The sequence below is a fragment of the Rhodococcus sp. H29-C3 genome (genome assembly GCF_030063405.1).
In the GTDB taxonomy this organism is placed as follows: Bacteria; Actinomycetota; Actinomycetes; order Mycobacteriales; family Mycobacteriaceae; genus Rhodococcoides.
The window spans coordinates 1-19,115 of record NZ_JASITC010000008.1 but is presented as its reverse complement, the minus strand read 5'-3'; the positions used below and the strand labels follow the sequence as shown (position 1 = coordinate 19,115).

The 19,115-nt window shown below is 62.6% G+C and carries 18 protein-coding genes and 1 pseudogene; 3 read left to right on the top strand and 16 right to left on the bottom strand.

Annotated features, from left to right (window positions below; genetic code table 11):
- Positions 1–2: 2 nt before the first annotated feature.
- From QMK32_RS17595 to QMK32_RS17570, 6 genes are all read right to left on the bottom strand, one after another.
- Positions 3–1,304: a dihydroorotase gene (locus QMK32_RS17595; protein WP_283476448.1), complete on the bottom strand. Its 1,302-nt coding sequence runs from the start codon at positions 1,302–1,304 to the stop codon at positions 3–5.
- A complete protein-coding gene (locus tag QMK32_RS17590) occupies positions 1,301–2,248 on the bottom strand; it encodes an aspartate carbamoyltransferase catalytic subunit (RefSeq protein WP_283476447.1) in 948 nt (315 codons plus the stop codon). Before QMK32_RS17590 ends, QMK32_RS17595 begins: the two co-directional genes overlap by 4 nt.
- Complete coding sequence (gene pyrR, locus QMK32_RS17585) at positions 2,248–2,844, bottom strand: bifunctional pyr operon transcriptional regulator/uracil phosphoribosyltransferase PyrR (RefSeq protein WP_283476445.1); 597 nt, start codon at positions 2,842–2,844, stop codon at positions 2,248–2,250. Before pyrR ends, QMK32_RS17590 begins: the two co-directional genes overlap by 1 nt.
- 117 nt (positions 2,845–2,961) lie before the next feature.
- Positions 2,962–3,537, bottom strand: coding sequence for a transcription antitermination factor NusB (nusB, locus tag QMK32_RS17580; RefSeq protein ID WP_283476444.1), 576 nt, complete (start codon positions 3,535–3,537; stop codon positions 2,962–2,964).
- Position 3,538: 1 nt separating this feature from the next.
- A complete protein-coding gene (efp, locus tag QMK32_RS17575; protein WP_269305607.1) occupies positions 3,539–4,102 on the bottom strand; it encodes an elongation factor P in 564 nt (187 codons plus the stop codon).
- 54 nt (positions 4,103–4,156) lie between these two features.
- Positions 4,157–5,260, bottom strand: a complete 1,104-nt coding sequence (locus QMK32_RS17570) for a M24 family metallopeptidase (RefSeq protein ID WP_283476443.1) — start codon at positions 5,258–5,260, stop codon at positions 4,157–4,159.
- 105 nt (positions 5,261–5,365) lie between these two features.
- Here QMK32_RS17570 and QMK32_RS17565 point away from each other — a divergent pair, with 105 nt between their 5' ends.
- The gene (locus QMK32_RS17565; protein WP_283476441.1) at positions 5,366–6,022 is read left to right on the top strand and encodes a B-4DMT family transporter; all 657 of its coding nucleotides are present in this window, start codon (positions 5,366–5,368) and stop codon (positions 6,020–6,022) included.
- 84 nt (positions 6,023–6,106) lie between these two features.
- Here QMK32_RS17565 and aroB read toward each other — a convergent pair whose 3' ends face one another.
- From aroB to QMK32_RS17515, 10 genes are all read right to left on the bottom strand, one after another.
- On the bottom strand, positions 6,107–7,219 hold the full coding sequence (aroB, locus tag QMK32_RS17560; protein WP_269305602.1) for a 3-dehydroquinate synthase: 1,113 nt from the start codon (positions 7,217–7,219) through the stop codon (positions 6,107–6,109).
- A 10-nt stretch (positions 7,220–7,229) separates the two neighbouring features.
- On the bottom strand, positions 7,230–7,793 hold the full coding sequence (locus QMK32_RS17555) for a shikimate kinase (protein ID WP_269305600.1): 564 nt from the start codon (positions 7,791–7,793) through the stop codon (positions 7,230–7,232).
- Complete coding sequence (gene aroC / locus QMK32_RS17550; RefSeq protein WP_269305598.1) at positions 7,790–8,977, bottom strand: chorismate synthase; 1,188 nt, start codon at positions 8,975–8,977, stop codon at positions 7,790–7,792. Before aroC ends, QMK32_RS17555 begins: the two co-directional genes overlap by 4 nt.
- Before the next feature lie 12 nt (positions 8,978–8,989).
- Positions 8,990–9,580: a prepilin peptidase gene (locus QMK32_RS17545; protein WP_283476439.1), complete on the bottom strand. Its 591-nt coding sequence runs from the start codon at positions 9,578–9,580 to the stop codon at positions 8,990–8,992.
- Between the two features lie 95 nt (positions 9,581–9,675).
- Positions 9,676–10,485, bottom strand: coding sequence for a shikimate dehydrogenase (locus tag QMK32_RS17540; RefSeq protein ID WP_283476438.1), 810 nt, complete (start codon positions 10,483–10,485; stop codon positions 9,676–9,678).
- Between the two features lie 5 nt (positions 10,486–10,490).
- Positions 10,491–11,825: an endolytic transglycosylase MltG gene (locus tag QMK32_RS17535; RefSeq protein ID WP_283476437.1), complete on the bottom strand. Its 1,335-nt coding sequence runs from the start codon at positions 11,823–11,825 to the stop codon at positions 10,491–10,493.
- Positions 11,822–12,358 (bottom strand): Holliday junction resolvase RuvX, encoded by a 537-nt coding sequence (gene ruvX, locus QMK32_RS17530; RefSeq protein WP_283476436.1) that lies wholly within the window; start codon positions 12,356–12,358, stop codon positions 11,822–11,824. The genes QMK32_RS17535 and ruvX overlap by 4 nt, the downstream gene beginning before the upstream one ends.
- A gap of 2 nt (positions 12,359–12,360) precedes the next feature.
- A complete protein-coding gene (gene alaS, locus QMK32_RS17525; protein WP_283476435.1) occupies positions 12,361–15,030 on the bottom strand; it encodes an alanine--tRNA ligase in 2,670 nt (889 codons plus the stop codon).
- A 70-nt stretch (positions 15,031–15,100) separates the two neighbouring features.
- Entirely contained in the window at positions 15,101–16,519 is a 1,419-nt protein-coding gene (locus tag QMK32_RS17520) for a replication-associated recombination protein A (protein ID WP_283476434.1), read from the bottom strand.
- A gap of 31 nt (positions 16,520–16,550) precedes the next feature.
- On the bottom strand, positions 16,551–17,720 hold the full coding sequence (locus tag QMK32_RS17515; RefSeq protein ID WP_283476433.1) for a protein kinase family protein: 1,170 nt from the start codon (positions 17,718–17,720) through the stop codon (positions 16,551–16,553).
- Between the two features lie 330 nt (positions 17,721–18,050).
- Here QMK32_RS17515 and QMK32_RS17510 point away from each other — a divergent pair, with 330 nt between their 5' ends.
- The gene (locus QMK32_RS17510) at positions 18,051–18,689 is read left to right on the top strand and encodes an RDD family protein (protein ID WP_283476432.1); all 639 of its coding nucleotides are present in this window, start codon (positions 18,051–18,053) and stop codon (positions 18,687–18,689) included.
- 151 nt (positions 18,690–18,840) lie between these two features.
- Positions 18,841–19,115, top strand: a pseudogene (locus tag QMK32_RS17505) (hypothetical protein); the annotation flags it as partial.

Below are 19,115 nucleotides of genomic sequence, written 5' to 3'. Positions count from 1 at the left end.
CCTTACGCTCCTGTCGGCGTTCGGATCACACCGTCGCGTGCGGTGATGCGCCCGCGTAGCAGCGTGGTGGTCACTTTTGCCGAGAACGTCATCGATTCGAACGGTGTGTTGTCAGCGGCACTCGCCAAATTCTTTCCCGTGACGGTCCAGCTTGCTTTCGGATCCACGACGGTGAGATTCGCGATCTCACCGACCTCGATAGGCCTGCCCTGATCCGGCAGTCCCACGATCTCCGCCGGCCGCTCGCTCATGACGCGGGCAACTCCTCGCCAGTCGAGTAGTCCCGGCTCGACCATCGTCCGCACGACAATCGACAGTGCGGTCTCCAACCCGAGCATCCCAGGCTTCGCCTGCGCGAACTCGCAGCACTTGTCCTGTTCGGCGTGAGGCGCGTGGTCGGTCGCGACGCAGTCGATCGTGCCGTCGGCCAGACCGCGCCGGAGCGCCTCGACGTCCGATGTCTCACGCAAAGGCGGGTTCACCCTGTTGATCGCGTCGTACGTTTCGAGCCGTGAGTCGTCGAGAAGCAAGTGATGCGGTGTCACCTCGGCGGTGATGGAAATGCCCTGACCGCGGGCCCACGCGAGTAGGGCGACGGTTCCCGCAGTCGATGCGTGGCAAATGTGCACTCTCGCACCGGCGTCTCGCGCGAGAAGAGCGTCGCGGGCGACGATCGACTCTTCCGCTGCTCGCGGCCAACCTGCCAGTCCCAATCGCGCGGCCGTCGGGCCTTCGTGAGCGATGGACCCGACCGTCAGCCGAGGCTCCTCGGCATGTTGTGCAATCAGGACTCCGAGCGAACTCGAATACTCGAGGGCGCGCCGCATGATCAACGGATCGTCGACGCAATGCCCGTCGTCGGAGAACATGCGTACCTTGCCTACGCCCGCGGCCATGATCGCCATCTCGGCGAGTTGCTTTCCTTCGAGTCCGACGGTGACAGCACCTACCGGATGCACGTCCACGAGGCCGACCTCTTGACCGCGTCGCCACACATAATCGGTAACCACTACCGAGTCGGCGACCGGGGACGTGTTCGCCATCGCGAACACTGCGGTGTAGCCGCCGAGGGCGGCAGCAGCCGAACCGGATTCGATGGTCTCGGTGTCTTCGCGGCCGGGTTCGCGCAGGTGCGTATGCAGGTCGACGAAACCGGGCAGCACAATCTGTCCGCGCGCATCGACGACTTCGGCGTCACCGACATCGAGATCTGTCCCGATCGCCACGATCTGACCGTCGTCGATCAGTATGTCTGTTTCCGGGCTCTCGCCGTAGACGAGTACACCGGTGAGTACAACGCTCATTCCGCTCCTCCGTCCGAACCGACGAGCAACCGAAACAGCACAGCCATGCGCACGTGAACTCCATTCGTAACCTGTTGCAGCACAGCAGTTCTCGGAGAATCAGCCACCGAAGACGCGATCTCCATGCCACGAAGCATCGGACCGGGATGCAATACGATCGCGTGCTCTGGCAGCAAATCCATACGCTTCTGCGACAACCCGTACGTGATCGAGTATTCGCGAGCCGAGGGAAAGAACCCCCCGTTCATTCGTTCTGCCTGCACTCGAAGCATCAGCACGGCATCGAGCCCAGGCAGCTCGGCATCGATATTGTGCGATACCCGAACCGGCCAGCTCGACGCTCCGACCGGCATGAGCGTCGGAGGTGCGATCAGCACCACTTCGGCTCCGAGCATCGACAGCAGGAGCGCGTTGGACCTTGCGACTCGACTGTGCAGGATGTCACCGACGATGGCGACTCGTTTGCCTGCGATGGTCCCGAGACGCTGCCTCAGTGTCAACGCGTCGAGAAGCGCCTGGGTGGGATGCTCATGCGTGCCGTCTCCCGCGTTGATCACCGCCGGGCCAGCGCCTTCACCCTGCCCTGCCGTCCACGACGCGATCTGGTGTGCGGCGCCCGATGCCGGGTGTCGCACTATCAACGCGTCGGCTCCTGCGGCACGCAGCGTCATCGCCGTATCGCGAAGTGATTCACCTTTGGAAACCGATGAGCTGCTTGCACTGACGTTGATGACATCGGCGCTCATCCACTTTCCGGCGACCTCGAACGAGACGCGGGTCCTGGTCGAGTTCTCGAAGAACACCGTCATGATGGTGCGGCCGCGAAGGGTTGGAAGCTTTTTGACCTCACGGCCGAGCAACGCCTGCTCGAAACGATCGGCCTCGTCCAACAGCTGTGTTGCAGACTCGACGGTCAGGTCGGCCACGGACAGAAGATGCTTCATCAGGCCGAGCTCCCGTCGGACAAAGTGACGCCATCTCGACCATCGCGTTCGGTGAACAGAACTTTCACGTCCTCCGATCGCGCCGTCGGGACGTTCTTGCCTACGTAGTCGGCGCGCAGCGGCAACTCGCGGTGCCCACGGTCGATCAGGACTGCGAGTTGGACGGCACGCGGACGTCCGAGGTCGCGAAGAGCATCCAACGCTGACCGGACCGTGCGACCGGAGAACAGGACGTCGTCGACGAGGACCACCAGGGCATCGTCGATGCCCCCGGCGGGAACGGACGTGCGTTCGAGTGGCCGGTGCGGCTTGTTTCGGAGATCGTCGCGATACAGGGTGATGTCGAGCGAACCCAGCGGCGGACGGACACCCGAGAACGCCTCGATACGATCGGCGAGCCGATCCGCAAGGATGGTGCCGCGGGTCGGGATGCCGAGCAACACGACCCGCGGGGCATCGGCGGAATCGACTGCTGTCTTTTCGATGATCTGATGAGCAATTCGCGCAATGGTCCTGCCGACGTCGGCAGCGGACAACAATTCTCGCGTGGACTCCGACGGTTCGGGCGGAGGTAACGGGCTTTCGGGCGCAGGCAAACTACGACCTCCTTCTCCGCCTCTCTGGACGGATCGTTAAAGGATGTCTGACAATTGGACAGCCTAGCAATGCACCACCCCCTCGAGCACTGCCGGGGCAGCCTGGCGTGACGGACATTACTCGTCGGAAGCGGGCTTTCGGTTTTCGACCGATGCGGTGTCTTCGCCAGTGTCGTCCGGCTGAGAACTGGGAGTTGCAACGCGCGAAGACACCGCCGCTGCCGCCGCGCGAACCTGCGGCGCGACGAGGACGATTTGGCCGAGTACGCCGTTGACGAACGACGGTGAATCATCGGTGGACAGCTGCTTGGCGAGTTCGACTGCTTCGTCCACCGCAACGACGGGGGGAACGTCGATAGCGTGGAACAACTCCCATACCGCAACGCGAAGAATTGCACGATCCACCGCGGGCAGCCTCTTGAGTGTCCAGTCGTTGAGATGATCGGAGATCACTCCGTCGAGCCGATCCAGGTTCTCGGCCACACCGACCACCAACGTCTCGGTGTACTCGCTCACGGGGGCGATCGAATCGTCCGCGCGAGCAAGCTCTATGCGTTCTTTGGCGAGGTTCACCGGATCGGTGTCTCGTGCCTCCGCCTCGAACAGGAAATCTACAGCGCGCTTGCGGGCCTTGTGGCGCGCACCGAGCTTCTTCACGGGCTCGGTGCGCGCTGCTGCCTTCTTGGACGACACGTTAGGAATTCACACGCCCAAGGTAGTTTCCGTCGCGCGAATCGACCTTCAGCTTGTCACCGGTGTTGATGAACAGCGGCACCGAGATCTCGGCGCCGGTCTCCAAAGTGGCAGGCTTCGTGCCTCCGGTCGAGCGGTCGCCCTGCAGGCCCGGGTCGGTGTGCTTGACCTCGAGTTCGACCGTCACCGGTAGCTCCACATAGAGCGGTGAGCCCTCGTGCATCGCGATCTGAACCCGAAGGTTCTCTAGCAGGAATCGAGCGCCGTCGCCGACCGTTGCCTCCGGGATGGCGAGCTGGTCGAAGGTGTCCGCGTCCATGAAGACATAGTCGGTGCCGTCGTGGTACAGGTACGTCATGTCACGACGATCGACCGTAGCCGTCTCGACCTTGACTCCGGCATTGAACGTCTTGTCGACGACTTTGCCGGACAGGACGTTCTTGAGTTTGGTGCGCACGAACGCGGGGCCCTTACCCGGCTTCACATGCTGGAATTCGGTGATCGTCCACAACTGGTTATCGATGCTGAGGACGAGACCATTCTTGAAATCGCTGGTGGAAGCCACTGGCTTTTATGTCTCCTCGTGTTCGCGTGTTCTTATCTCGCAGTGACCGTGATGTCACACGAGAGTGAGTTGCTTGCTGGTGATGGTGAGAAGCTCAGGACCGCCGGGGCGGACGATGAGTGTGTCTTCGATCCGAACGCCTCCGCGCCCTGAGAAGTACACACCCGGTTCTACAGTCACAGCAGCACCGCACTGCAGTGTACCGGTGCTCGTGCGTGCGATTCCCGGCGCTTCGTGGATCTCCAATCCGACTCCATGGCCGAGTCCGTGCAGAAACAGTTCGCCATACCCGGCTTCCTCGATGACGGACCGCGCCGCAGCGTCCACCGATGCAGTGCTCACACCAGGGACGAGCGCATTCCTGCCTGCTGCCTGAGCACGCAGAACCAGCTCGTACACATCTCGCTGCCAATCCTCTGGGTTTCCGATCACCACCGTTCGGGTCATATCCGAGTGATATCCGCCGACCAGTGCGCCGAAATCGAACTTTACGAAGTCGCCCGATTCCAGGATTGCCGCAGTAGGTCGGTGATGCGGCACTGCGGAATGCGGGCCCGCCGCCACGATCGTCTCGAAGGAAATCCCGTCCGCGCCGTGTTCGACCATCAGCGACTCCAGTTCACGTGCCACGGCAAGCTCGGTACGCCCAGGCCTGATCGAACCTCGCTCGACGAGCACGGCAAAAGCGTCGTCTGCCGCGCGGCAGGCCTCGCGTAGCAAGCCGACTTCGTACTCGTCCTTCACCATTCGAAGTTCCTCGACGAGACCGGGACTGCACACCAGATCGAGCGAGGCATGTGCCTCACTCCATCCGCGATGCTGATCGACGGTCACGACATGGCTCTCGAATCCGATTGAGCCGCCGGCCGGCGCATATTCGCTCGCCAGCAAATGTGATGCAGAAGACCGGTCGATCACGGCACGAAGATCGGGGACTTGCTCGGCGACTTGACTGAGATATCGGCCGTCCGTACAGATCACGGTTCTGCTTTCATTCGGTGACGAATCACCGGTTCCGACGATCAACGCTGCGTTCGATCCGGTGAACCCGGTGAGATACCGAATGTTCAGCAGGTCTGTGACCAGCAGAGAGTCGAGTTCGTTCGCGATCAGGGAGTGTCGGAGAGCCGAGCGGCGGGCAGCAAAATCTGCGGACATTCCTACAACGTACCGCCGTCGCGAGTTCGATCCCTGGGCGACGCAAAGGCGCCGTTTGTGTGGGGCCCGCCACAGTGCGGACCCAAAACGGATACGCTGTCCCCCATGACAGGGTGGGTGGTACGCGGAATCGGAATGGGACTGATCAACGTCGGAGTGCGAATTCTGCTGGGTTTGGCAGTTGCACAGTGGCCGTTGCACGGTTCGCAGCTTCGATGGTTGGGCTTGGCTGTGGTCTTGCTCGCAGTCATCGTATGGGCCGGCATCGACGGTATTCGTGACCGTCGCGCAAACCCGGACCCGGATTACGGCGCCGACCTGACGATGCTGTGGCTAAAGGCGGCAGTCCTCGGCGGTCTGCTCGCCGGACTGCTCGCATGGCTGCTCGGGCTGATAGTGGACTTCAGTCTCGGCCAGAACTCATTGTTCTTCGAAATGACCTCCGGTGCAGCGTTCACCATTCTTCTGATCTTCATCCCGGCGACCATCTCGGTGTTCCTGGGCCGCCTGCTCGTCGGACGCGAGGCGAAGAAGAAGCTCGCCGCATCCGATGCAGTCCACGAACAGGAACGCCACGATCGCCATCTGGTCGGCGCCGGGACTACCGCCTCGAACCAGGGTTCGGCGGCAGACCAAAGTTCGGTAGCGGACCAGAATCGATGGGCCGACGACAATGCGGACACCGAGGTATTCCGGGCTGTGCAGCCCGACGCCGAGGACCCGAAGGGTACTTCACACGGCGAGCATCGTTCCGAACACTGACTCTCGAACGCAAGAAATCCCCCCTGCAACTTCGGCCTCGGGCCCAAGAAGCAGGGGGGATTTTCCATTCGGATCGTGCCTCGATCAGAGCAGAATTCCCGAGCTACCCGGTCCCGGGGACTCCTTGGCGACTACCGAATATGCAGCGACGAGGAGAGCCGGATCAGGCCCTTCGAGCCTCCCCGGTTTCGCCAGTCCGTCGAGCACGACGAATCTGAGCATCCCGGCGCGATTCTTCTTGTCGGTTTGCATCCCCTTGAGAAGATCACCGAATGCGTCACCGTCGTATCCGACGGGGAGACCGACCGACTGGAGAATACTGCGGTGGCGGTCAGCAGTCGCGTCGTCGAGCCGGCCCGCAAGACGTCCCAACTCGGCCGCGAACACCAGACCGACCGACACAGCTGCACCATGACGCCAGCGGTACCGCTCGCGTCGCTCGATGGCATGGGCGAGGGTGTGGCCGTAGTTGAGTATCTCCCGAAGATCGGACTCACGTAGATCAGCGGCAACAACTCGGGCCTTGACTTCGACGGACCGGCGAATGAGCTCGGGTAGCACCGATCCAGTCGGGTCCATCGCTGCTTCGGGATCGGCTTCGATCAAGTCGAGAATGACCGGGTCCTCGATGAAACCGGTCTTGATGACCTCTGCGAGGCCGGAGACGATCTCGTACTTCGGGACTGTCTCCAACGTCGCGAGATCGATCAACACTGCCGAAGGCTCGTGGAACGAACCCACGAGGTTCTTTCCCGCCTCGGTGTTGATGCCGGTCTTGCCACCGACTGCCGCGTCGACCATCGCCAACAGCGTCGTCGGCACGTGGACCACCTTGACGCCACGCATCCACGTCGCGGCAACAAAGCCTGCGAGGTCGGTAGCTGCTCCCCCACCGATACTCACCACGGCATCGCTTCGGGTCAGTCCGATTCTGCCGAGAACCTCCCAGCAGAAACCGGCGACCGCGAGTTCCTTGCCGTCCTCGGCGTCCGGTATCTCGATGCGGTGTGCATCGATTCCCTTCGCCGCCAGCACCTCTCGGACAGCCTCGGCCGTCTCGGCAAGCGGCGGCTGATGGAAGATCGCAACAGTCTTCGTACCGACGAGTTGATCGACCAGGTCGGTCAGCAATCCTCTGCCGATAATCACCGGATACGGCGCTGCAGTCTTGACCATTACGCGTACGGGGTCGGTCATCCGTTCACCTTCATCCACTCGACGACTCGTTGTGCACTGTTGATGGCGTAGTGCCTTCCTGGGCATGATGTTGCTTCAGCTTCGCCACGACCTGTCCGACCACTCGGGCCGGACTTCGCCCGTCCGTGCGAACGCGAATGGTCGCGACCGCTCGATAGAGGGGACGCCGTGTGCGCATCAAAGCCTGATATGTGGCGCGTGCATCCGGACCGGCCAACAGCGGGCGGGATGTGTTGGCCCCGGTACGACGCAACCCCTCCGCGACACTGATTTCGAGGTAGACCACTGTCTGCGACGCCAGGGATGCGCGTGTGCGATCGGAGAGAATCGATCCGCCTCCGAGCGAGACGATGCCCGCGTGGGTGGCAAGCGCGTCGGCAACAACCTGCTCCTCGATCACCCGAAACGCTCGCTCACCGTCCTGCGCGAAGATCTCTGGAATCGTACGACCGGTGCGGCGCTCGATCGCTGCGTCCGTGTCGAGCAGCTCCAACTCGAGCGCCTGCGACACGCGCCTACCGATGGTGGACTTCCCTGCGCCAGGAGGTCCCACCAGCACCGCGTAGGGAGTCATCGTGGTGGTCGGGCGGCGTTGCCCTTCAGGTAATGCGCGACGTTGTTCGTCGTCTCCGCCAACGAATCGCCACCGAACTTCTCGAGCACCGCCTGCGCCACAACGAGAGCCACCATCGTCTCGGCTACGACGCCCGCAGCGGGTACCGCACATACATCGGAGCGTTGATGGATCGCGACGGCTTCTTCGCCGGTCGACATATCAACCGTTGCGAGCGCGCGAGGAACAGTCGAGATCGGCTTCATCGCTGCCCGGACGCGAAGAGGCTCACCGTTGGTCATGCCACCTTCGATACCACCTGCGCGATTGGTCGATCGCAGGATCCCGTCGGGGCCCGGGGTGATCTCGTCGTGCGCGGCACTGCCTCGACGACGGGCCGTTTCGAAGCCGTCACCTACCTCGACGCCCTTGATCGCCTGAATTCCCATGAGCGCTGCAGCAAGTCGTGCATCGAGCTTACGATCTCCACTGACGAACGAGCCGAGGCCGACAGGAAGCCCATGTACGACGACCTCGACAACGCCGCCGAGGGTGTCGCCGTCTCGCTTCGCAGCCTCGATCTCGGTGATCATCGACTCACCCGAAGCGGCATCGAAGGCCCGCACCGGGCTCGCATCGATCGCGTCGAGATCGTCACCGGACGGTGGTGGACCGACATAGGGGTCCGACGCACCGATGGAAATGACGTGGGACACGACATCGACACCGAGTGCCTGTTTCAAGAAGCTGCGCGCAACAGTGCCGATCGCCACCCGCGCGGCAGTCTCACGGGCACTCGCCCGCTCTAGAACCGGCCTGGCGTCGTCGAATCCGTATTTCAACATTCCCGAATAATCGGCATGCCCAGGACGGGGCCTGGTCAACGGAGCGTTCCGCGCCAACGCGTCGAGAACCGACGGGTCCACCGGGTTCGCGGACATGACCTGTTCCCATTTGGGCCATTCGGTGTTGCCGACTTCGATGGCGATCGGGCCGCCGATGGTCCGACCATGACGGACACCACCGGTAATCGTCACCTTGTCGGCCTCGAACTTCATCCGGGCGCCGCGTCCGTAGCCCAGTCGGCGGCGAGCCAACTGATCGGCAATGTCGTCCGAGGTCACCTCGACACCCGCGACCATTCCTTCGAGGATGGACACGAGGGCAGGGCCGTGAGATTCTCCGGCAGTTATCCAGCGCAGCACGGCGTCATCTTTTCATGTCGGTGCAGCCGCGAGTGCCAGCAGGGTCGACAGGCACATGGATGGGCCATGGGGAACGGTGCAGTCTCTGCGGCCGAACACCGCCATCGTCACCCCTACCAGCCCGGTCAGCAGCGGCGGAAGTATCGCAACCAACGCCCACGTGTCGAGACCCGCCATCGCCGCGACACCACCGAGTGGCCACGCCATCTTCACGTCACCAGCACCGAATGCCATGGGCAGACACACATGAACGAGGAGATAGCTGCCGAACAGACCCGCCGCACCGACGAACATGGGCGCGATGTCGCCGGAGAATGCTCCGAACATCAGGACAACGAACGCTCCTGCACCTGTCAACGGATTCGGCAATCGCCTGCACCCGATGTCGATGCACGCCAACACCGAACACCACCAACCCAACAGTCCGAGCGCGATCCCGCAACCGAGCAGCGATCCCGCCGACCACACCACGCCCAGCACCAACGGAAGTCCGAAGGCCTTCCAGGACGGTGCCAGCCCTCTCACAGTTCGCTCGGTGACGAGTCCTACTCCCCATCCGATCGAGCCGAACGCGAGTGCCCATCCCAAAGATGATGTGGTCATGCGGCAAGTGTGGAACTACTCCCGACCCACGCCGCGTCGGATTCCCAGGTGGACAACTGCCCTGTGTATCGGCGACCCACCTGTGGATGAACCCGTCAGTAGGCTTCGATCACTGCCATCATCGCCGCGCGCGGCGCGGATAGACCTGTGAATTGCTCGACCTGCCCGAAAGCTTGATTGAGCAACATCGACAGGCCCGAGACGATGATGCCACCAGCCGATTCCACCGCGGTCGCCAACGGCGTCGGCCATGGATCGTAAATTGCGTCGAGAACGATCGGCGCATGTGCAAGGGCCGCCGACACCGGTGCAGCGCCCTCTGCGGGCACGGTACTGACCACGACGGCCGCCGCGGCGGCCACGTCGGCCAGCGATCCGTCGGACATACCGAGGAACGTGGTCCTCAAGCCTGCCGCTTCGCCGCAGGCGAGGGTCTCGCGGGCTCGATCTGCTGATCGTGCAACAACTGTCGCCGATCGTGCCCCCATTTCGGCAAGCGCAACGAGCGCCGGCCTCGATGTTCCGCCGGCTCCGAAGACCATGACGGCCCGACCGGCAAGATCGACGACACCGGCCTCGCGCAGCGCCCCCATCACCCCATCGACATCTGTGCAGTCGGCTCGCCATCCGGTCTTGGTACGCAGCAGGGTGTTCGCCGAGCCTGCAAGAACCGCACGATCGGTTCTCGTGTCGGCGAACTCCAACGCCGCGACCTTGTTCGGCATCGTCACCGACAGGCCGACCCAGTCCGGACCAAGACAACCCACGAGTCCTGGCAGTTGATCGGCAGAACACTCGATGCGTTCGTAGGTCCAATCGCTCAGACCCAAGGCACGGTAGGCAGCGAGATGTAACTGGGGCGATTTCGAATGGATGACCGGATTACCCAGAACGGCGGCACGCACGGTTTCTACCGTCCGCTGTCGAGGAATCCGTCCTCGACCTTTCCGATATTCGCGAGGTGCTCGTCGTAGTCGCGCGTGAACAACGTCTCACCTACTTGGTTGATAGTCACGAAGTACAACCAATCGCCGTCTGCGGGAGCCTCGACCGCTTCGACGGCCCCGATGCTCGGCGCCGCGATCGGGGTCGCCGGGAGTCCCTCCATGGCGTAGGTGTTCCACGGCGTCACCGTCGCTCGGTCCTCGTCGGTGGTCGCGACCTCTGTTGTGTCGAGGGAGTAGTTCACCGTCGAGTCGAACTCGAGCTTCTGCGGTGCCGCCAACCGATTGATGATGACGCGCGCTACCTTGCTGAAATCCGGCGGAAGCGATTCACGCTCGACGAGAGACGCTGCCACCAATGTCTGATATGGGCCGAGACCCGAGCTGGCGCCTGCGGTCAGGATCCCCGTATTCTCGTAGGTCGCCGCGCTTTCCTCCACGAGCTGTCGGAGAATGTCACCCGGTGCTGCGGTCGGATCGAAGTCCCACGTGCCGGCAGCAATGAGGCCTTCCAGTTGGCGGTCTCGATCGGGCACCACACTCACCTCGGAGCGCGCCCATTCCGGAACACCCAACGCCGTCGGCTCGGCGAGACTACCTGCGGTGTTGAAGTCGGCGTAGGGAATACATGTCGGCGTGCCTGCACCTGTCGTGTCGATGCAGCTTGCTTCCGACAAGAGCGTGTAGATGCCCTTTTTGACAGCATCGGTATTGACGTCGCGTGAGTCGTGCAGTTGACGGCCCTCGGAAATCACGACGTTGCCGACCCGAGCGGATGGATCGACGAGTGCCGTCACTGCATCCTCGGCAGGTATGTGGCTCTCGAGCAGGTAGTAGCCGGGCTGCACCGACGACATTGCCGGATTGACGACGGCGGCTTCCATGAAAGCACCCGAACTCGCCACGACGCCCTTCTCGGTCGCCTCGACACCGATCTGATCTGCAGTGTCACCCGGCTGCACTCGTAACACCACCGATGGCCCCGAACTACCTGCCGTGAAGTCCTCGGGGGCCACCGGGCCACCGGAAATCCGGTCGTACACGAGGAAACCTCCCACTGCGATCACGATCACGAGGATCATCCCCAGCGCCAGCCCGACTTTGCGGCCGCGTCGCTTGCGCTTTCGGGCCGACCGGTCGTGCCGAACCTCTGCTCGTGAACGTCCCACTTCCTGCGGACCGCCACGAGTTACAGCGTGATGAAATTCGCTGCCTTCGTCGACCTGATACCCGATCGGATCGGTCAGCGCTTCGTCGTCGTACTCGTACTTCCCCCGGTCCGTGGACCTTTGGTTGTTCACTCGACCTCCGGCGTTGGATCGGTCTCTGCCGATTTCAGTCGCGCGGACCGCTCATCCAGCCACCCCTGCAGGATTGCGACCGCAGCAGCTTGATCGATGACCGAGCGCTGTGATTTCCCCCGCACACCACTGTCTCGAAGTGCACGCGTCGCAGTTACCGTAGTCAATCGCTCGTCCGACATCCGAATCGGCACGCCGGGCAGTCGCCTCGACAATATTCGCGCAAAACCCTCAGCTGCCTTGACCGCGGATCCACTCTCGCCTCGCAGAGTGCGTGGGAGTCCGATGATCACCTCGACCGCCTCGTACTCAGTGACGATTTCGACGACACGCGCGACGTCGGATGCGTCGGAACCTTTGGGCTTGGACCGCACGACAGTCTCCACCGGGGTCGCAAGTATGCACCGTGGATCGCTGACGGCGACACCGATACGGACACTTCCGACGTCGATTCCGATGCGACGACCGAGGCCAGGGTCGTCCGCGCCTGGACGGTCCGGTAGCCCGGGAGGTCGACGAGAAGAATCCGGCACGATCAGGCGCCGACGAGTTCTGCGATCCGGGCACGCACGGCGGCCAATCCATCGGCTATGCCGCTTGGATTCGATCCGGATCCCTGTGCGGATTCCGCTTTACCACCGCCGCGACCACCGATGGCCGGGCCGAAGCTGGCCACCAGTTCGCCTGCTTTCACACCGGCTTCCTGTGCTCCGGCGTTTGCGGTCACCACGAAGGGAACCTTCCCATCGACGTCGCCGATAAGGACCACGACCGCAGGCTCGGACCCGAGACGGCCGCGGACGTCGGCCGCGAGTCCGCGGAGATCGTTGCCGCCCACACCATCGGGGGCGCGCGCTATGACTGCTCGAATGGCCCCCAGCCGTTCGGCACCTGCAGCGAGGCCACCTGCCGAAGCGAGCACGGAGGCTGCCTTTACTGCCTCTAGTTCCTTCTCCGCCACTCGCAGCTTTTCCACCAGTGTTTCGATCCGGCCCGGCACTTCCTCGGTCGGAACCTTGAGCGAGGACGCGATCCCGGCAAGCAGGGCACGTTCTTTCGCCAGGTAGCGGTATGAATCCAGGCCGACGAATGCTTCGACTCGGCGAACACCGGAACCCACCGAGGACTCGCCGAGCAAGGTGACCGGCCCGATCTGCGAGGTGTGTTGTACGTGCGTTCCTCCGCACAGTTCCATGCTGAACGGTCCACCGATGTCGACGACGCGAACCTCGTCCCCGTAGTTTTCGCCGAACAGCGCCATCGCACCCATGGCCTTGGCGCTGTCGAGATCGGTAATCAAGGTGTTGACAGCGAGGTCGGCACCGATCGCGTCGTTCGTGACAGCTTCGATGTCGTGTCGCTGCGCCTCGGACAGTGCGCCCTGCCAGGAGAAGTCGAATCTGAGGTACCCGGGCTTGTTCAGCGATCCAGCCTGCGTCGCATTGGGGCCGAGCACCTGCCGCAGTGCCGCGTGCACCATGTGGGTTCCAGAGTGACCCTGCGTTGCACCCTTACGCCACGACTGATCCACATCGACCCGCACGATGTCGCCTTCGGTGATCTGACCCGATCGAACCGTGACCTTGTGCGTCCAGACCTTCTTCGCGATCTTTTGGACGTCTTCCACGTCTGCGCTGAAACCCGGGCCACTGATCGTTCCGATATCGGCGATCTGTCCACCCGATTCCGCGTACAACGGGCTGCGATCGAGAATGACCTCGACGGACTCCCCCGCTATCGCCGTTGGGACGCGAACTCCACCCGAGATCAGGGCAAGCACATTCGCCTCCGAGGACAACTCCTCGAAGCCGGTGAACTCCGTTGCCCCGAGGTCGACGAACTCCTTGTAGACGGACAGGTCGGCGTGGGCATGCTTACGTGAACGTGCGTCTTCCTTCGCGCGCTGACGCTGTTCGGCCATCAGCGACCGGAACCCGTCCTCGTCTACGTTCAGACCCGCCTCCGACGCCATTTCGAGCGTCAGATCGATCGGGAATCCGTAGGTGTCGTGCAACGCGAACGCCTCGGCGCCACCGATTGTCTTTTTCCCTGACGACTTCACCGACTCCGCAGCTGTGTCGAACAGCTTGGAACCGGAAGTGAGGGTCTTGAGGAACGCCGACTCCTCGCCGACCGATACGTTGAGGATGCGATCGAATCCGGTGACGAGCTCCGGGTACGACTGAGCCATGGTGTCGCGGACGACGGTGATGAGCTGGCCCATGGTCCGGTCCGGCGCACCGAGCAGACGAGCCGAGCGCACGATCCTGCGCAACAGACGACGCAGCACGTATCCGCGCCCGTCGTTGCCCGGGTTGACGCCGTCGGAGATGAGCAGCGCGGCGGTGCGCGCGTGATCTGCGATGACACGGAACCGGATGTCGTCCTCGTGGTACTTGCCGTACGCCCGGCCGCTCAGTTCCTCGGCTTTGGCTATGACCGGACGAACGAGGTCGGTCTCATAGACGTTGTCGACCCCCTGAAGCAGGAAAGCCACGCGCTCGACGCCCATGCCGGTATCGATGTTCTGCTTCGGCAGCGGCCCCAGGATCTCGAAATCATCCTTGCTGATTCCCTGACCGCGCTCGTTCTGCATGAAGACGAGATTCCAGATCTCGATATAACGATCCTCGTCGACTTCCGGCCCACCATCGACACCGTATTCGGGCCCGCGGTCGTAGTAGATCTCCGAGCATGGCCCACACGGACCGGGAATTCCCATCGACCAGTAATTGTCGGCCATCCCTCGGCGCTGAATCCGCTCGTCGGGAATCCCAGCAAGTTCTTTCCACAGCGAAATGGCCTCGTCGTCATCCAGATACACCGTCACCCAGATCCGCTCCGGATCGAATCCGTATCCGCCGTCGGCCACACTGCCAGTCAGAAGCGTCCAGGCATAGTGGATCGCTTCACGTTTGAAGTAGTCCCCGAACGAGAAGTTTCCAGCCATCTGAAAGAACGTGTTGTGCCGCGTGGTGATGCCGACGTTCTCGATATCGAGTGTGCGGACACACTTCTGAACACTCGTCGCCGTGGCGAACGGAGGTGTCTGCTGGCCCAGGAAGTAAGGAACGAACTGCACCATTCCTGCATTGACGAATAACAGGTTGGGATCGTCGAGCACCAACGAGGCACTGGCCACCTCGATGTGGCCTGCCTTTACGAAGTGGTCGAGGAAACGCCTGCGAATGTCGTGGGTTTGCACCGGTACAGGTTAACGCGCCGCCGGTGTACCCCGTGTCATCACCACCACTTGCACGTCAAAGGCTTGTACGTCAACGGCCACGCACGATCCGGCGTAGCTTGCCCACACGAGTCGCGATCTCACGCTCAACACCGTGATCAGTGGGTACGTAGTAGTCCACACCCACCAATTCGTCCGGTGGGTATTGCTGCCGGAGAACACCGCCTGAATCGCTGTGCGGATACTTGTAACCCACCGCACTGCCGAGCGCTTGCGCCCCTTTGTAGTGTCCGTCCCTCAGATGGGCGGGCACCGGACCTGACTTGCCTGCTGCCACGTCGGCCATCGCCGCACCCAGCGCAGCGATGACGGCGCCGGACTTTGGCGCTGTCGCTAGATGAATTGTGGCCTGCGCCAACGCTAATCGCGCCTCCGGCATACCGATGAGCTGCACCGCGGTCGCAGCAGCCATCGCCGTCTGCAATGCGGTGGGATCCGCCATTCCGACGTCCTCGCTCGCATGTACTACAAGTCTGCGTGCGATGAATCTCGGATCCTCTCCTGCTGTGATCATCCGCGCCAAGTAGTGCAATGCGGCATCGACATCGGATCCCCTGATCGATTTGATGAACGCACTGATGACGTCGTAATGCTGGTCGCCGTCACGGTCGTACCGCACCGCCGCCTTGTCGACACTAGCTTCGACGGTGGCGAGGTCGAGTGTCGGTCCGGTAGCTGCCCCAGCGGCCGCCTCGAGCGCGGTCAATGCTCGACGTGCATCTCCTGCTGCCAAACGAACCAGATGAGCCATGGCATCGGCGTCGATCGAGACGGCTCCGTCCAGTCCCCGCGGATCGTCGGCGGCGCGAGTGAGCAACAGTTCGATGTCTGCAGAACTCAACGGGTGCAGTTGGAGCACGAGGGAGCGGGACAGCAACGGTGAGACTACGGAGAACGACGGATTCTCCGTAGTCGCGGCCACCAGAAGAACGATTCGGTTTTCCACCGCAGCCAGCAAGGCATCCTGCTGCGTCTTGGAAAACCGGTGAACCTCGTCGATGAACAGGACGGTCTGCTCACCCGCAGTCAACCGGCGGCGAGCCAGATCGATGACTACCCGAACCTCTTTGACGCCGGCAGACAACGCCGACAACGCCTCGAACCTGCGACCTGTCGCTCCGGAGATGAGCGAAGCCAACGTGGTCTTGCCGGTGCCGGGTGGACCGTACAACATGACCGAAGATGCCCCTGAACCTTCGACCAGACGTCGCAACGGGGCGCCCGGTGCGAGGAGGTGCCCCTGTCCGACTACCTCGTCCAGATTTTTGGGGCGCATCCGCACAGCCAAAGGAGCGTCCGGTCGGGCGTAGGACCGGCTCGGACGCGGCACTTCGCCTGCGTCGATGGTCGCCGGATCCAGCTCACCGGGGTCAGGTTCATCGGCGTCCAAGGTCTCGAACAGACCGCTTTCTTCACCCTCGTCGAATCCAGCTCCGAAACCGATACTCACCAGTCGAACGCTACCGAACTTCGGGCGAGGTTCAGCGGTCCCACTTCGACCTCAGAGACGCCAGAACTCTCTCGGCGAAATCGGCCACATCGTGGTCACCGGTACGTTGCGCCTGTTCGAAGAGGATCCGCCAACGCGATACGAGTGCCTCGGACCGTGGAACGGAGAGGTGATGCCTTCGCGCGGCGGCGATCCGGGTGTGGTCGTCGGGCAAAAACCAGTAAGTCGACATCCAGACCCAGATGAGCTGAGCATCGAGAATTTTCGACGCGAGGACCCGGTCGTCGGCCAGCTGCGGCCAGATTCCGACCACCTCGGCTCGCCATGCGTCGACCATGGCTTGTGCACGCTCGGTCGAGAGGTCGAAATGGCACAGGCACCCTGGCGAGGACGCCAACGCGTAGGTGATGTCGAGGGTCGCGTCTCGAAAGCCGCCCCATTCGTAATCGAGGAAGCGCACGCCCTCCCCATTGACGATTATGTTGTCCGGGCACAGGTCGGACGGGCTGAAGGCACGAAGCGCGCCGTGCGCGAACAACCGCCCGCTACGCTCCACCCGGTCCAGGACCCGCTGCGGGGTGTCCGTCATGCCGAGTTCTTTGACGAGCATCTTCGGCACGGCAACAAGCGCATCCGGTATCTGCTCCGAAATACCATCGGACGAGTGCGTCAGCCCTACACGTCTGAGCAGCGCCGCGAAGTCGTCCTCTCGGCCGGCGGTGGCGGCATGCATACGTCCGAGTGCTTGCGCCATGGCCATCAACGAGTTGGTGACCGATGCCGAGTCGGAATGTTTGAGAAGCGCAGTGATCGAACTGGCGTCGCCAAGATCACTGAGAACAAGCAGCCTTGCCCCCAGGTCGTAGGCGAGTAGGGCCGGCCCTGGCCGACTGTCGGTCGCGAGTGCCGTAGTGAATTGATACGACGCCGCCTCACGGAGAAAGGCCGAGCTACCGCCGACCGTCTCCGCTTCGCTGTGGAGTTCGGTGTCGGTTGCGGTGTCTCGGACCTGCTTGATCACCAGGGTTCGTGGCAACTGAAAAAGATTCCCCGAAACTCGAACGCGAAGAACAATTGCCTGGCCACTGCCTCCGAGGTCGACGGGATCGACCAGGGTGACGTGTGCACCGGTACGTCGGGTGAGCAACTGCTGCGCAGCTGCTACCACCTCTGAGACAGGATCTGCCAATGTTGCGGTCATCGCATACCAAGGTACCCGGTCTGTATGACAAACTATGGCGGCTCCGATGCGTCGAATCGGCTTGTTTCGGACTGACCTGGGGAATCGCCGATACCAATTTCATCACGACGAGCATCGAACCGGACAGAACGCAAACAAGGGTATCGCCACTGGTGGAACTTCCCGCGGTAGTAGCTCCGTCTTCGTAAAGTGCGATTCGATTCGACACGTGCACAGCACGTCGCCACCTCAGGCTTGACACATCCGAGCCGGTGGGGTTCGCTCACCCTGAAATTGCGTCAGTACGCGACGGCGCGTTCAGGATGGACAACGATAAGAAGGGGATATTTCGTGACCAACCCGCCCAATGATCCGCAGTACGGCGGCGTAGACCCGAATCAGCCGCAGTATCCGCAGAATCCGGGCAACAACTGTCCACCGCCCGGCAACTACCCACCGCCCGGCAACTACCCACCATCGGGTAACTACCCGCCACCCGGCAGTTACCCACCGCCGCCCGCCTCTGGTAATGCTGGGTACGGCCTCGGATCTCAGTTGCCAGGAGGCGGCCGGCCAGGAGGCTTGGGAGCGCGGTTCGCTGCTCGCTTCATCGACGGCATCATCGTGGCCGTAGTGGCGCTCGTCGTCTATGCAATCTCGCCGGACGGGTTCGTCGGGCAGTTCATTCTCGGCCTCGTCACCGCGGTTCTGGGTTTCGCCTACTTCACGCTTCTCGAGTCGAGCCGTGGGCAAACGCTGGGCAAACAACTGCTGGGTCTTCGCACCCTCGGCGCTGCAGGCGGCAACCCCACGCAAGCCGAAGCTGCGAAGCGAAATGCGTTTCTGCTGCTGAACATCGTCCCGGTTCTCGGCGGCTTGCTCGTTTTCGTCGCGTACATCGTCATTGCTGTGACGATCAACTCGAGCCCCATCAAGCAGGGCAAGCACGACGAACTCGCCGGCGGCACTCAGGTGATCACGGTCAACTGAGCCTGGCCCGAGTACAGGGGGTGCAACAAGGCGGATCCATCGGAAGAGTCCCGATGGATCCGCTTTCAGCTTTCACCGACCGACGGATACGGATGCTCAGCCGACTCGGACGGCGCACAATGACCTGAAATCCCTGAAAAGGAGAAATACCGTGAGCGAGAACCCACCGAACGGCCCGCAGTACGGCAGCACTCCAGACCCCGACCGACCAGACCTGGGGAAGTCTTCGCAACCAGGAGAGGGCGGCTACCCGCCACCGGGCAACACCCCACCCGGCAATTACCCACCTCAGGGTGGATACCCACCCCCCGGAAACTACCCCCCGCCCGGTGGATACCCACCCCCTGGTGGATACCCGCCACCGTCCGGCAACTACCCACCTCCAGCGGGCAACTACCCACCCGGGCACTGCGCCCCACCCCCCGG

Excerpts from the sequence above, each read along its gene's own strand:
- QMK32_RS17565 (WP_283476441.1), top strand. The coding sequence starts at position 5,366 with ATGACAGGGTGGGTGGTACGCGGAATCGGAATGGGACTGATCAACGTC.
- QMK32_RS17515 (WP_283476433.1), bottom strand. The coding sequence starts at position 17,720 with ATGACCGCAACATTGGCAGATCCTGTCTCAGAGGTGGTAGCAGCTGCG.
- QMK32_RS17595 (WP_283476448.1), bottom strand. The coding sequence starts at position 1,304 with ATGAGCGTTGTACTCACCGGTGTACTCGTCTACGGCGAGAGCCCGGAA.
- aroB (WP_269305602.1), bottom strand. The coding sequence starts at position 7,219 with ATGACCGACCCCGTACGCGTAATGGTCAAGACTGCAGCGCCGTATCCG.
- QMK32_RS17570 (WP_283476443.1), bottom strand. The coding sequence starts at position 5,260 with ATGTCCGCAGATTTTGCTGCCCGCCGCTCGGCTCTCCGACACTCCCTG.
- QMK32_RS17590 (WP_283476447.1), bottom strand. The coding sequence starts at position 2,248 with ATGAAGCATCTTCTGTCCGTGGCCGACCTGACCGTCGAGTCTGCAACA.
- QMK32_RS17545 (WP_283476439.1), bottom strand. The coding sequence starts at position 9,580 with ATGACCACATCATCTTTGGGATGGGCACTCGCGTTCGGCTCGATCGGA.
- QMK32_RS17555 (WP_269305600.1), bottom strand. The coding sequence starts at position 7,793 with ATGACTCCCTACGCGGTGCTGGTGGGACCTCCTGGCGCAGGGAAGTCC.